Origin of the sequence: Planomonospora corallina, assembly GCF_042650625.1 — a bacterium.
Classification (GTDB): Bacteria; Actinomycetota; Actinomycetes; order Streptosporangiales; family Streptosporangiaceae; genus Planomonospora_B; species Planomonospora_B corallina.
Genome location: NZ_JBHSBM010000016.1, coordinates 151,136 through 163,891 on the forward strand (window position 1 = coordinate 151,136; position 12,756 = coordinate 163,891).

At 72.1% G+C, this 12,756-nt stretch carries 13 protein-coding genes; 7 read left to right on the forward strand and 6 right to left on the reverse strand.

The window, feature by feature from the left end; all coding sequences use genetic code 11:
- The first annotated feature begins 316 nt into the window (after positions 1-316).
- Complete coding sequence (locus ACFOWE_RS11810) at positions 317-922, forward strand: response regulator transcription factor (protein WP_377287310.1); 606 nt, start codon at positions 317-319, stop codon at positions 920-922.
- On the opposite strand, the gene ACFOWE_RS11815 is transcribed toward ACFOWE_RS11810, so the two are convergent.
- Positions 900-2,744 (reverse strand): sensor histidine kinase, encoded by a 1,845-nt coding sequence (locus tag ACFOWE_RS11815; RefSeq protein ID WP_377287311.1) that lies wholly within the window; start codon positions 2,742-2,744, stop codon positions 900-902. The two genes, ACFOWE_RS11810 and ACFOWE_RS11815, sit on opposite strands and share 23 nt — an antisense overlap.
- Before the next feature lie 111 nt (positions 2,745-2,855).
- Between ACFOWE_RS11815 and ACFOWE_RS11820 the strand changes: the two genes are divergently transcribed.
- Positions 2,856-3,971, forward strand: a complete 1,116-nt coding sequence (locus ACFOWE_RS11820; protein WP_377287312.1) for an epoxide hydrolase family protein — start codon at positions 2,856-2,858, stop codon at positions 3,969-3,971.
- A 333-nt stretch (positions 3,972-4,304) separates the two neighbouring features.
- A complete protein-coding gene (locus ACFOWE_RS11825) occupies positions 4,305-5,540 on the forward strand; it encodes a GNAT family N-acetyltransferase (protein ID WP_377287313.1) in 1,236 nt (411 codons plus the stop codon).
- 102 nt (positions 5,541-5,642) lie between these two features.
- On the opposite strand, the gene ACFOWE_RS11830 is transcribed toward ACFOWE_RS11825, so the two are convergent.
- A complete protein-coding gene (locus ACFOWE_RS11830; RefSeq protein WP_377287314.1) occupies positions 5,643-6,080 on the reverse strand; it encodes a DUF4267 domain-containing protein in 438 nt (145 codons plus the stop codon).
- A 314-nt stretch (positions 6,081-6,394) separates the two neighbouring features.
- On the opposite strand from ACFOWE_RS11830, the gene ACFOWE_RS11835 reads away from it, so the two are divergent.
- Positions 6,395-7,357 carry a DUF5937 family protein gene (locus ACFOWE_RS11835; RefSeq protein WP_377287315.1) on the forward strand — a complete coding sequence of 321 codons (963 nt, stop codon included), beginning with the start codon at positions 6,395-6,397 and terminating at the stop codon, positions 7,355-7,357.
- Positions 7,358-7,545: 188 nt separating this feature from the next.
- On the opposite strand, the gene ACFOWE_RS11840 is transcribed toward ACFOWE_RS11835, so the two are convergent.
- Positions 7,546-8,289: an NAD(P)H-dependent oxidoreductase gene (locus ACFOWE_RS11840; RefSeq protein ID WP_377287316.1), complete on the reverse strand. Its 744-nt coding sequence runs from the start codon at positions 8,287-8,289 to the stop codon at positions 7,546-7,548.
- Between the two features lie 86 nt (positions 8,290-8,375).
- Here ACFOWE_RS11840 and ACFOWE_RS11845 point away from each other — a divergent pair, with 86 nt between their 5' ends.
- Positions 8,376-8,705 carry a TetR/AcrR family transcriptional regulator C-terminal domain-containing protein gene (locus ACFOWE_RS11845; protein ID WP_377287571.1) on the forward strand — a complete coding sequence of 110 codons (330 nt, stop codon included), beginning with the start codon at positions 8,376-8,378 and terminating at the stop codon, positions 8,703-8,705.
- Positions 8,706-8,803: 98 nt separating this feature from the next.
- On the opposite strand, the gene ACFOWE_RS11850 is transcribed toward ACFOWE_RS11845, so the two are convergent.
- Positions 8,804-9,136, reverse strand: a complete 333-nt coding sequence (locus ACFOWE_RS11850; RefSeq protein ID WP_377287317.1) for a glyoxalase superfamily protein — start codon at positions 9,134-9,136, stop codon at positions 8,804-8,806.
- Positions 9,137-9,431: 295 nt separating this feature from the next.
- Here ACFOWE_RS11850 and ACFOWE_RS11855 point away from each other — a divergent pair, with 295 nt between their 5' ends.
- Positions 9,432-9,668: a hypervirulence associated TUDOR domain-containing protein gene (locus ACFOWE_RS11855; RefSeq protein WP_377287318.1), complete on the forward strand. Its 237-nt coding sequence runs from the start codon at positions 9,432-9,434 to the stop codon at positions 9,666-9,668.
- Entirely contained in the window at positions 9,661-9,987 is a 327-nt protein-coding gene (locus ACFOWE_RS11860; protein WP_377287319.1) for a DUF3140 domain-containing protein, read from the forward strand. The genes ACFOWE_RS11855 and ACFOWE_RS11860 overlap by 8 nt, the downstream gene beginning before the upstream one ends.
- 586 nt (positions 9,988-10,573) lie before the next feature.
- Here ACFOWE_RS11860 and ACFOWE_RS11865 read toward each other — a convergent pair.
- Both ACFOWE_RS11865 and ACFOWE_RS11870 read right to left on the reverse strand, forming a co-directional pair.
- Positions 10,574-12,193, reverse strand: coding sequence for an MFS transporter (locus ACFOWE_RS11865; protein WP_377287320.1), 1,620 nt, complete (start codon positions 12,191-12,193; stop codon positions 10,574-10,576).
- Between the two features lie 56 nt (positions 12,194-12,249).
- Positions 12,250-12,687: a hypothetical protein gene (locus tag ACFOWE_RS11870; protein ID WP_377287321.1), complete on the reverse strand. Its 438-nt coding sequence runs from the start codon at positions 12,685-12,687 to the stop codon at positions 12,250-12,252.
- Between the last annotated feature and the right edge of the window lie 69 nt (positions 12,688-12,756).

Consider the following 12,756-nt stretch of genomic DNA (forward strand, 5'->3'; position numbering starts at 1 on the left):
ATCCCCGGCGGGGCGTCGAGGACCCGCACGCCTCCACTGGAGGCCGTCCGAAGACGGCGCCCACGAGCCCGACCGGAAGACGACTGCCACATCCGTCGTTCCTGTCTCACACCTCTGCGCCTACCCGCAGACGAGATCAACACACGGCGGGCCGGCCGGCCCGGGGCCCGGGTCCCGCACCCGCTACGTGATCCGCGAGCGACGGGCCTCCGCCGCGGGCCGCCGGGCGCCGGCGGCCGGGATCCGGTACGGGACGGTAGGTCGATAGGCTGCGGCGGGTACGGCTGCCGAGTGCGATCTGAGCGGTGAGGTGCGGATGATTCGGGTGCTCATCGCTGAGGACATGCGGATCCTGCGTGAGGCGCTGTGCGGCCTGCTGGGGCTGGAGAGCGACATGGTGGTCGTGGCCGCGGTCGGGTCCGGTGACCGCATCGTCCCCGCCGCGCTGGAGCACCGGCCGGACGTCGCCGTGATCGACATCGAGCTGCCCGGGATGGACGGTCTCCAGGCGGCGGCGGAGCTGCGCGACAGGCTCCCGGACTGCAGGACGTTGATCCTGACCGCGGTGGGACAGCCGGGGAACCTGCGCCGGGGGATCGCCGCGCAGGTGGCGGGCTTCATGGTGAAGGACTCCCGGCCGCAGGATCTGACCGACGCGATCCGTACCGTGGCCGCGGGCGGGCGGGTGATCGACCCGCAGCTCGCCTACGCGGCGCTGGACGTGGCGGGCAGCCCGCTGACCGCTCGGGAGGCCGACGTGCTGCGCCTGACCGCGTCCGGCGCGACACCGCGCGAGGTGTCCGCGCAGCTCCACCTGAGCTATGGCACCGTACGGAACTATCTCGCCTCGGCAGTGACCAAGCTGGGAGCGCGCAACCGGGTGGACGCGATCCGCATCGCTACTGCGGCAGGCTGGCTGTGAGCGTGAACGTGTCGTCGCGCTGACCGGCGTCCAGCCGCCCGCCCGCCCGGGTGATGCGCTCGGTGAGGCCGGCCAGCCCGGTCCCCCGGCGTTCCTGCGCGGTCATCGGCCCGGTCCCCGGGCGTTCCGGTACGGCCGGTGCGAGGCCGTCGTTGGTGACGCGCAGCCGTACCCTGCCGGGGACCGAGACCACGGAGATGCGGCAGGTGCGCGCGGCGGAGTGGCGGATGACGTTGGTCACCGCCTCGCGGAGGGCGACGGCCAGGAGCGGGGCGTCAGGGGGCGGTCCGGACGTCGAGACGGTGACGTGCAGGCCCGCCGCCTCCAGGATCGAGCGGGCGGCCGCGATCTCCTCCGGCAGGAAGAGCTCGGTGGTGAGGGAGCGGACCTCGTCGCGGGCGCGTTCGGCCAGGACGAGCAGTTCGGAGAGCTCACGCCGGGCGCGATCGGGGTCCGTCGGCAGCAGGCGGGCGGCGAGTTCGGCCTTGAGGCTGATCCCCGACAGGCTCATGCCGAGCAGATCGTGGAGGTCGCGGGCCAGGCGCAGGCGTTCGGTGACGGCCGCGACACGGGCCACGTCGCCGCTGGTCTCCTCGAGCTCGCGGGTCACTTCGGGGATGCGGCACAGGGCGTACACCTGGATGGTGATGACGATGACGCCCGTGCTCCAGTAGACGTAGTCGCCGGCACCGGTCCAGTGCCGGCCGGAGACGAGGGCCAGCATGAGGGCGAAGAGCGGGGGGATCGCCCATGCCCAGAGGCGGCGCAGCCGGACGACGGCGGCGCCGGCCACGGGGAGGAGCGGGGCCAGGATGGACTGCGGCGGCCAGAACGGGATCGCCGTGGCGATGACCACGACGAGTCCGTGCAGGGTGAGGGTCCACGGCCAGGCCCGCGGCTCGGAGCCGGGCGCGCGGGGAGCCCCGTGATACAGCTGCAGCCCCACCGAGACCGCCGTCAACAAGCCGGCCAGCGCCCAGACGCCCGCCTCCGTCCGGGGCCCCAGGGCGAGGCTGAGCACGGTGATGGCCGAGTGGTCGGCCAGCATGAGGACCAGGAACCACCAGGCGAGGCGGGGCCGGATCCGCGCCGTCCGGTCGGCGTCCGGCGCCGGCGGCACGGCCGGCACCACCACGCGCTGGGCGTCGGCGATCGTGCGTGCGGCGGCCAGCGCCGTACGGCCGAGGTCGGCCACGCGGGCCAGCCGCTCCGTGGTCGGCGCGGTCAGGCCGTCGCGGATCAGCTGGATGATCGTGGAGAGTCCGGTTCCGAGCGTGCCGCGCAGCCGGGCCGCGCTCTCCAGCCGCTCCCGCTCGGCGGCGAGCGCGGCGAGTCGTTCGCGTTGCCCGGTCGCCTGGTCGAGCCGTCTGGCCAGGTGGGTGACGGCGAACACGCCGAGACCGGTGTTGAGGACGACGATCGCGATGCCCGCCGCGGAGAGCGGATCGGAGCCGTGGTAGGCGCCGATGGCGGTGTCGGTGGCCGTGGTGAGCGCGAACAGCGGCCAGGACAGCGGGGCGGGCAGGGTCAGCAGGACCGCCGCGCCCAGGAATCCGGAGAGGGGGCCCCACGCTCTCCCGAGCGCGAGGTACGGCGCGAAGACCAGGAACGCCTGGGCCGCCAGCAGGAGGTGCGGCCGCCACGGCCGCATGACGATCACCACGTGGAGGGCCGCGACCGCCGCGATGGCGGCGACACCGAGCGCGGTGTCCCGGGCGGGGAGGGGTTCGCGCAGGAAGTCCCCCACGCGGGTGACGGCGAGGGCGCCCACCATGGCGAGGACGAGTGTCCAGCCGAACCTGCTCATCCAGTCCCCGATCATCTGCGGAACTCATGATTATGTGCATTTTGCACGTGGGTGTCATGCGATGGGCAGATGGACCGGTGCACCAGGCACTGCCGTCACGCCTGCCCGAAGCTGGATCGTGGAGGCATGGCAGAGGACATCAGGCCGTTCCGGATCGCGATCCCGGAAGTCGCCGTCAACGATCTGCGCGACCGCCTGGCCCGCACCCGCTGGACCGATGAACCGCCGCCCGCGGAGCCGGCCGGCCGGCCGACGTCCGGCCCCGTGCGGCAGGACCGGTGGTACGGCGTGCCGTCGGCGTACGTGCGGGACCTCGCCGAGCGCTGGCGCGACTCCTTCGACTGGCGGGCGCAGGAGGCGAGACTGAACTCCTATCCGCAGTTCACGACCGTCATCGACGGCCAGACCGTCCACTTCGTGCACGTGCGCTCGGCCGACCCCGCGGCGACGCCGCTCATCCTCACGCACGGCTGGCCCAGCACCTTCGTGGAGTACCTGGACCTGGTCGAGCCCCTGTCACGCGATTTCCACCTGGTGATCCCGTCCATCCCCGGGTTCGGCTTCTCCGGGCGCACCCGGGGGAAGGGCTGGGACGCCGTGCGCGTCGCCCGGGCCTGGGCCGAGCTGATGCGGCGGCTCGGCTACGACCGGTACGGCGCGCACGGGAACGACGCGGGTTCGATCATCTCGCCGGTGCTCGGCCGGATCGACCCCGAACACGTGATCGCCGTGCACGTCAACCAGATATTCCCCTCCGGCGACCCCGCCGAGCGGCAGGGTCCTCCTCCGGAGGGCATGGGATACCTGAACCTCCCGCACCCCTTCGTCGGCCCTGCCGGCCACGACGGGGCCCGGCAGGAGCGACCGCAGGTCCTTCGCCACGGGCCGGCCGGCTCACCGGCCGGTCAGCTCGCCTGGATCTGCCGGTCGCTGGCCGGTGTGGACGTGGACGTGGTGCTGACCAACGCCTCGATCTACTGGTTCACCGGCACCGCGGCGTCCGCAGCCCGTTTCCACCACGAGAACGGCCGCGCCTCGGCGTATCCGAACCCGACCACGTTCCCGATCGGCCTGGCGAGCTTCGCCCACGACTTCCGCCCGATCCGGAGACTCGCCGAGCAGGACCACCGGTACATCGTGTCCTGGCGCGAGTTCGACCGCGGCGGCCACTGGGCCGCGCACGACGCCCCGGACCTGCTCGTCGAGGACATCCGACGCTTCTTCACCTGCCTGTCCGGCTGAGGAAGCGGCGGGTGACCGGGCGACCGCTCCTGGTCGAGGTCTTCGGCGAGGCGCCGGGCCGCTTCGGTCCCGATCGGACCGTGCGGCTCGCCGTCCTCCCCGGACGGCCGGGCGGCCATCCGCCGAGGTGCTGCTCTCGCGGACTTGGCCGTGTGCGGAGCCGGAACGGCGTCCGCGATCTGATGGCCCTGTTTCCGGTGATCGGGATGCAGGAGCGGTTCGGCCGGTTCCCGGACGCGGGCGCGGGTGATGCCGGTCCGCTGCCTGTCTCCTCCGCCCCGAGCGGGGGAAAACCAATGGACGAGATCACCCGCACGGTGGAATAGTCCCGCCGTGACCGCAGCCTCCCCCGTCCTGCCCGTACCACTCGCAGGAGGCCTCGTCCTGAGACAGGCGCAGCCCGCAGACCTCGACCAGATCGGAACGCTCCTGGCCGAACGCGGTGAACCCGCCGACGCCCTCGACCACCGGCTGGTCGTCACGGACCCCGACGCCGGCTGGTCGGCCTGCGCGGTGGTCGTCGACGGCGACCGGGTCGTCTCCACCGCGACGCTCCTCGACGAAGAAGTGCGCATCGCCGACATCCGCCTCCCTTCCGGTCAGGTCGAGCTGGTGGCCACCGACCGCGAATACGAAGGACGCGGACTCGTAAGGGCACTCATGCGATGGGCCCACGACCGCTCCGCAGCCCGCGGCCATGTCATCCAGGCGATGATCGGCATCCCGTACTTCTACCGGCTGTTCGGCTACGAGTACGCCGTCGACATACCGCCCGCACTGGCCGTGCACACCCCGCCCCCCGGCGAGGGAACCCCCCGGCTCCGCCCCGCCCGCCCCTCCGACATCCCGGCCATGGCGGCCCTGCAGGAGACGGCCCAGAGCCGGTTCGACGTGGCCATGCCGCACTCACCCGCATGCTGGCGCTGGCTGCTGGCCCACGAGGCGAGCACCCTGTGGGTCCTCGAGCACGCGGACACCGTCATCGCCACCGGGCGCACCACACCCCCCGAAGACGACGAGCTGCTCCTGGCCGAGGCCGCGGCCCTCGACGAGGCCGCGGCGCGGGAACTGCTCCGCGGTGTCGCCGCACTGGTGCCCGGCGGGCAGGTACGGGTCGTCCATCGAGCCGACACCGTGACCGCCGCCGCCTGGCACGACTTCCTCACCCACGAACCACGCCGGCAGGCGGAGCAGTACTACATCCGCATCCCGGACGTCACGGCGCTGCTGGATCGGCTGCGGCCACTGCTCTGGCGCCGTCTCACCGCCGCCGGGACGGACCACGCGGGCCGGGACATCGTCATCTCCACCTTCGGTGCCCACTACCGGATCCCGGTCCACGCCGACGGCCTCGGCGCGGTCACCGCCGGCGGTGCGATGCAGAGCCCCGCAGCGGTGGGCGGCGCCGGAGTGGCCCCCGACCACCTGCCCGCCCTGCTGTTCGGCCCGCACGGCATCGAAGGCCTGACCCGGATCCGGCCCGACGTCTACACCGCGCAGGAGGAGCTGTTCCAGGTACTCTTCCCGCCGCTCACCGCCGATGTGCTCAGCTACTACCTGCCGTATTAGACGAGTGGGTCCTGAAGCTCGGAAACGAAGCGATCCGGGCCTGGTGGAGGTGATGTCCTCCGGATTCCGCTTCTCGGGCCGCCCCTTCGGGACGTGCAGACGTCAGGCGGCCTGCGCGGCGGGCGCCGGGGCGGCGGCCTCCTGGGTCTTGCGGGCCTTACCGGTCTCCCGGAGGATCAGCAGGCCGGTGGCCACGATCAGTGCCGAGGTCAGGCCGTGGACGCCGAACGCGGCGGCCGTGGAGCCGCGGTGGGCCAGGACGGTGATCATGTCGCCGAGCGGGGCGACGGCCTCCATCAGCAGCACCCAGCCCAGGGCCCGGCGGTGGCCCGTCACCAGCAGGACGCCGATGACCAGGCCCATCGCGATTTCGCGGATGCCCTTCACGGTGAGGAAGCCGCCGCCGTCGCCAGAGGGCCAGTCGGGCAGGCCGAAGCCCGGAGCGGACGTCTCGGGGGTCAGGACGAAGGACACCCCGAGGTAGAGGACGAACAGGACTGCGGTGGTGACCAGGACGGTGTTGACGTTCTTCAGCGACATGGTTCTTCTCCCTTGATGTTCGGACTGGGCAGGGTTCGGCCGCGGCCGCGGCGGGCGCAGTGGGGCGGGGCCTGTGCCGCGCCGGCGCCGTCACCGTTCGTGGTCGGCGGCGAAGCGGTCGTCGTGGGCTTCGTGGAGCCGGCGAGGACTTCGACGGTCGGTCCTCCGGCGCCCGGCCGGATGGTTCGTGTCTGCCGGGCTCGCTCGGGTCGCCGGGAGAACCAGGCGATCGGCTCCGTGTCGGTCATGACCCGAGTCTCGGAGCTCCACCACTCCGCTCGCGCTCACTTCGGCGGTGGCCTAACAATAGGGGAGTGATCCGCTACCGATTGGGGGCCGGTGCTGCGAGCGTGCGATGGGCCATGTCGCCGATCCACGAAGTGGTCAGTCTCGCCCAGCTCCTGACCGAACCGCGGCGTCACCCGATGTTCCATCCGTGGCTTCGCCGTCGCCACCGTCGTCTCTCGGACCTGGACCTGAGCGCGCTCACGGTCTTCATGGCCGAGGGCGCGTATCGGCCCGACTTCCTCGACCCGTCGCCGATGTCCAGTGAGCCGACGTTCGAGGAAGGCGTGGACGCCCTCCTCGCCGCGCCGGCGGACCAGACGTACGCCGAGCTGGTCGACGCCACGACGGGGCGTGGGGCGGAGATCGGCCGCCGACTGCTCGATGACCCCGACCGAGTCAGATCCGAGGCCGCCGATGCGCTGCGCCGCCTCTGGAAGGCGGTCGTGGAACCGGAATGGCCGTCCATGCGGCAGGCGCTGCGTGCCGAGATGCTGGATCGGGCCATCCAGGTCAACCGGGAGGGGCTGCGCGCGACCCTTCCGCGCCTCCACCACTCCGCCGCGTGTGAAGGCGACACCATCACTGTCGAGAAAACCGTCGACATCGACGTCGACTGCCCCGAGGGACTCATTCTCGTTCCGTCGCTGTTCATCACCGACCGGATGCAGTGCACCACCTCGGACCACTGGACTCCGGCGATCTATTACCCGGCGTCCGGGCGGTACCTCTGGGTGGCGCCTCCCACTCCGAGATCCCTCGACCGGCTTCTGGGAGCGACTCGATCGAGGATCCTGGCCGCGCTCACCACTCCGCTGCAGACGACCGTCGTGGCCAGACTGGTGAACGTCACCGCCCCGACGGCCAGTGAACACCTGGCGATCCTGCGGGACGCCGGGTTGATCGACAGCAGCCGGGCCGGCCGCACGACCACGCACGAACTCACCGGGGCCGGACGTGCTCTCCTGGACGCGGCCTCGCCGCGACCATGATCGGTCCGGGAGCCGCCGCTCCTCCCTGCCGGGCCGGTGCGTCGGTGGACCGATGCCCGGACGACCTCCCCAGCCGCACCCCCGCGGGCAGACCCGTCCCCCGAGGCCCGTCGACCGTCGCGTGGCAGGAAGTCCTCTCACTGGTCAGCGCGGGCAAAGGCGTCTGCCCCACCTCCGCCCCCGCCGCCTCAGGCAGCCGCGCGCAGCACCGCGGCGATGAGCCGGTGGTTCTCCTGAGCCCCGCCGCCTCCGCCGGCGGCGAAGCGGTTGCGCGTGTAGCCGTAGGCGATTCCGCTTCCCGGGTCGGCGAACGACTGCGCGCCCACGGCGCCGCTGTGCCCGAACGCGTGGGCACCGAGCGGGGAGTAGCGCACCCCCTGGGCCTCGAAGCCCAGGGGGAAGTGGTCGAGCTCACCGGTGACCAGGTCGGTGCCGGTCGCGTGCGGCTCGGTGAACTCGGCCAGGGTCGCGGGGAACAGCAACGGCGGCCACCCGTCGACCTCGGAGATGGCCGCGGCGTACAGCGTGGCCAGGTCGCGGGCGTTGCCCACGCTCCCCGAGGAGGTGGGACCCAGCGCGCGTACGGCCCGCGTGTTGGCGAACCTCGCCAGGTCGGTCGGCGGGGTGGCGTTGAGGTTGGAGGCGATCCCGGTCAGGCTGTCCGGCTCCGCCGCGCTGAACCCGCCGTCCACGCCGATCAGCCCCGCACGGTGCGCGAGCAGCTCGCGGCCGAAGTCGGTCGGGGAGGCCCCGAGGATGGCGACCGGCTTGCGGAGCAGCGGCAGGCCCTCGGCTCCCGTCCAGTCGGTGCTGATCCAGTCGATGGCGTTCTTCAGGACGCCGGGGATGGAGTAGTTGTACTCCGGTGACGCGCTCGCGCAGCTCCCGCACGGCCCGGGGGCGGTCGTGCGGGGTGTCGAGATCCAGGTCATAGGGCGGGATGTCGCGCAACCCGTCGTAGATCTCGACGGAGACGCCGCCGGGAGCGTGTTTCCGGGCGGCACGGAAGCGGGCCGCCATCCTCCGCGCGGCCCGCGAGGTGTTCCTGGCCAGTGGTTTCGGCGCCGGGATCGACCAGATCGCCGCCGAGTCGCGCCGGTTCCCCGAGCTGGGCCGCGCCTGGCGCGAACGAGGGCCGGACCGCTTCGCCGGACCGCTCGCGGAGGCGCTGAGCCGGCAGAACGGCCTGCGCATACCCAACATGGACCTGGCGCTCGTCCAGTTCTACGCCCCGGTGCTCTACCCCCACATCGTGCACAGCGCCTATGGCGACACCCTCGACAAGGATTTCACCGACGAACTGATCACGACGGGCGTGGACATGTTCCTGGGCTACTACCGCGTCTAGTGCCGCATCAGGCGACGTCCGCCCTGGTCGTCACCGATCTTGCGAGCACCCGCTCGTTCCGGCGCCGGCGCGGTTTCGCCACCGGGTGCCGGAGGCGTTCACCGCGCAGGTGTGCCCACCCGTAGCCGGTTGCCGTCGGGATCACGCAGCTCGATCTCGCGCGCCCACGGAGCGTCCTCCACCCGGACGCCGAACTCGTCCGCGACGGCGTCGACATCACGGACGCGCAGGTAGACCAACGTATCCGGGCGGGCGTCGCCTCTGTGCTCCGACAAGAACAATCTCACCCGTCCACGGGCCACCTCGGCGAACACGGGAAATCCCGGTTCGAAGCGATGCTCCCACTGCCGGGTGAAGCCGAGACGGCCGTACCACGCGATCGCCGCAGCGGCATCCTTGACGTGAAGGATCGGGATGACTTCCTCGTCCATGCGGCCATCATCCCAGGGCGCCGGACGGGGCGAACGTCGCCTGATGCGGCACCACTTCCCGGACCGGCCGCTGCCGGCGCCGCCGCCGCCGATGGGTTCGGACGTGCCGGCCGAGGTCCGGCTGCAGCCGATCCACCGAGGCGCGGTCGGACGCGCTGGAAACGGACCGCGGGAGTCCTCCGCAGGTTCCGACCTGCCGTGTGGTCCGACGGCTGACGGCATCTCGTTTAGCAATCGACACTTATATACCTTTATGGGGGTTATCGGCCGTTTTTGTGCGGGCAGTCGGAGAGACATGACCGGCAAGCGTGAAAAGGACGAGCTCTCCGTGGGCGACGAGGTCACCTGGAAGAGCCACGGCTCGTCGGCCTCGGGGAAGGTCGAGAAGAAGATCACGAAACGGACCGAGGAGGCAGGGCGCACCGTGGACGCCTCGGCCGGCGATCCGCAGTACCGCGTGCGCAGCGACAAGAGCGGCCGGACCGCCGTGCACAAGCCGTCGGCGCTGCGCAGGAAGGACCGCGATGACTGACGACGGGCAGATCGCCGCGGACTTCGACCAGGCGGTCAACATGACGGCCGCGGAGCTGGAGCGCTGGCTCGGCACGCAGGAGTCCAGGAGCGTGGGGGACAAGGCGGGCGGCGGTGAGTCGACGGGCCACGCCTCCGGCCGCAGGATCGTGGAGATCCTGCGGAAGAAGAAGGGCGACCTGACGGAGGACGACCACGCCCACATGCGGAAGGTGACCGGGTACGTCCACCGCCACCTGGCCCAGCGCCCGTCCGGGGACGTCCGGGAGACCGCCTGGCGGTACTCCCTCATGAACTGGGGGCACGATCCGCTCAAGTGAGCGCCGAGCCGCCCGTCCGGGTGCGCCCGGGCAGGTACGGGCACGGCCGCCCGCCGGGGACGATCGACCGGCCGTGGCCGCCGGCTGACGCGGCCGCCCGTACGCCAGGGACCTCTCCTCCGCGGCCCGCGTCCCGCCGCCCCGGACGACGGCCCCGACGGCCCCGGTCCTGGTTCGAGCCCCGGCGGGTGCTGGTGACCGGGACCGGGCCGATCGAGCTGCCGGCCGCGCTGCTCGGCGTGCAGCGCGGGCTGGAGGTCCACGTCCTCGACCTGGCCACCGGCGGGCCGAAGCCCGAGGCGGTCAGGGCGCTGTCTCCCACGAGCAGGCCAGGAAGTTCGCCCAGGCGTTCCTCAAGGGCCAGCCGCACAAGGCCGCCATCGCTGACATCGATGCCCGCGCCGCCGACAGTGCCAGGGGCCGCTGTTCCCCGGTCTAGCGCGCCGACGCCGTACACCGCGACGGTCCGCCTTTCAGCGCGTGCCAGTGTCCGGGCTCTCTCGTCCGCCGCCCCCACCCCGAGGGCGTACCGCGTCATGCCACCCCGGCGGGAGGCCGGCGGGGCCCGGTGAGGCCCGCCGGGATCTCAGGCGTCCGCGGCGGACGCCTGGGGCCGTAGCGGGCCGCCGCCCGCTGCGGCCCGGGTCTCCACCCCGAAGAAGACGACCGCGACGACGGCCAGGACCAGCGGGATCGCGCCGAGGAGCGCGGTGGCGCCGATGGAGGGGACCGCGAGCCCGGCCACCAGGACGGCGGTGACGGCGACGCCGCCGAATTTGCCGACGCCCGCCGACAGGCCCGATCCCCGGGAGCGGACCCGGGTCGGGTAGATCTCCGAGCTGTAGGCCGCCAGCACGGCCGAGATCGTGGCGGTGCCGACGATCGGCCCGGCCAGCAGCACGTACAGCCACGTGTCGTCGCGCACCAGGGACTCGCCGGCGAAGGAGAAGGCCAGCAGGGCGGCGGCCACCAGGGCGGTCAGCGCGAGGATGGTCTTCTTCGCGCTCCACAGCCCGTACATCGCGGCGGCGACGAAGACCAGCGGGAGCCCCAGCAGCGCCGAGTCGCGCAGTGCCCGGTCGGCCGTCTGCTGGTCGAGGCCGAGCCTCTGCAGGTTGGAGGGGATCCACAGCTGGAAGCCGTAGGTGACCAGGCCGATGCTCAGCCCCAGGATCACCACCGCTACGGTCAGACCGGCGAACGGCCTGCGGAACAGCGGGCCGTAGCCGCCCCTGTCGTCGGCCGCCCGGGCCTCGGAGGCCGTCTCGATCTCGATCCCCGCCTCGGCCGCGTACTTCGACATGATCGCCCGTGCCTCGGTCTCGCGGCCGTGGGCCAGAAGGAAGCGCGGTGACTCGGGGATCCAGCGGTTCAGAAGGATGAGCAGCACCCCGGTGGGCATGCCCAGCAGCCACAGCGCCCGCCACGAGTAGGCGGGGATGAGCTCCGACGACAGCCAGCTCGTCAGCACGTAGGCCAGGGCGAGGTTGCCGCCGATGAGCACCATCACCCACCCGCGGTGCCGGCCCGGGATGGTCTCGGCCAGCAGGGAGAAGGTGATGGGCAGCATGCCGCCGGCGGCGAGACCCATCATCAGGCACATCACCAGGTTCCAGGCGAAGGACGGCATCGCCCCGCAGACCGCGGTGGTCACGAACATCACCCCGGCCAGCAGGATGGCGGCCCGGCGTCCGATGCGGTCGCCGAGCCAGCCCCACAGGAACGATCCGAGGACCGTGCCGGTGAGCCTGAACAGGGGCAGGAGCGCGACGGGAAGGTCGCCGTCGGGGTTGAGGGCCGACTTGAGTCCGTACTCCGCGCCCATTCCGGGCGCGACGAACGCCAGCGTGATCGGCTTCATCGCGTCGATGGTCACCGCGGCCGTCATCACGGCGATCAGTCCCAGGTGCGCGGGACGGAGCCGGCCGTCGCCGGTGGCGCGGACGCGGACCTCCCCGGCCCGCCGCGCCTCCTTCAGGCCGCGCGGGACCAGGCCGTAGGCGGTCACCGCCAGCCCGGCGACGATCAGGCCCATGCCGATCATCATCGGGGCGTCCATGGGCATGCCCGCCATGCGGTAGCCCATGTGGGAGGCGTGGGCGTACATCGGCAGGTGCAGGACCACTCCCGCCACGCAGGCGGCGAAGCCGGTCCAGAAGGCCAGCGGGTGGGCGAAGTCGATGCCGCCCACGGCACGTGTTCTCATCGGTGTCCCTTGAAGACGTCGATCGGTCGGATGGTGAGGAGGCGTTTCGCGCGCCTTCAGAACAGGCGGCCGCCGCGCAGCCGCCACTGGACGGAGAGCACCCGCATCGGGCCGTTCGCGAACAACCACTGGCCGGCCCAGACGACGGCGAACATGGTGGCGAACGTGGAGAAGGCCACGCCGTCGATTCCGGGGACCAGCCCCGCCTCGAGCAGCACCCACATGAGCAGGCCCTCCGGGATGATCGTGAGCAGGCCGAAGAGCGTCGGCCAGTCCTTGTCCCAGCGGAACTGCATCAGCAGGTGGTAGAGCAGTTCCCAGCCCAGGCCCACGACGGCGACCGCGAGCAGGATCAGGTATGCGGTCAGGTATGTCTCCGCCAGGGAGCCGGAGGTGCCCGGCAGCGCCGGCACGACCAGCGCCGTCAGGACCACGCCGACGGTGGCGAGCAGGAAGATCCGGGTCTGCAGGCGACCGGCGAGGGTGGGGATCACGGCGGGCGGCTCCTTTCGGGACGGGGCGTGGTGGACGGAGCGGATGGCCGGTCGGCGGTGCGGGACGGC

Coding starts and splice junctions, on each gene's coding strand:
- ACFOWE_RS11840 (WP_377287316.1), bottom strand. CDS start 8,289: ATGACCTGGATCTCGACACCCCGCACGACCGCCCCCGGGCCGTGCGGG.
- ACFOWE_RS11830 (WP_377287314.1), bottom strand. CDS start 6,080: ATGTCGCTGAAGAACGTCAACACCGTCCTGGTCACCACCGCAGTCCTG.
- ACFOWE_RS11860 (WP_377287319.1), top strand. CDS start 9,661: ATGACTGACGACGGGCAGATCGCCGCGGACTTCGACCAGGCGGTCAAC.
- ACFOWE_RS11855 (WP_377287318.1), top strand. CDS start 9,432: ATGACCGGCAAGCGTGAAAAGGACGAGCTCTCCGTGGGCGACGAGGTC.
- ACFOWE_RS11810 (WP_377287310.1), top strand. CDS start 317: ATGATTCGGGTGCTCATCGCTGAGGACATGCGGATCCTGCGTGAGGCG.
- ACFOWE_RS11850 (WP_377287317.1), bottom strand. CDS start 9,136: ATGGACGAGGAAGTCATCCCGATCCTTCACGTCAAGGATGCCGCTGCG.
- ACFOWE_RS11820 (WP_377287312.1), top strand. CDS start 2,856: ATGGCAGAGGACATCAGGCCGTTCCGGATCGCGATCCCGGAAGTCGCC.
- ACFOWE_RS11815 (WP_377287311.1), bottom strand. CDS start 2,744: ATGATCGGGGACTGGATGAGCAGGTTCGGCTGGACACTCGTCCTCGCC.
- ACFOWE_RS11865 (WP_377287320.1), bottom strand. CDS start 12,193: ATGAGAACACGTGCCGTGGGCGGCATCGACTTCGCCCACCCGCTGGCC.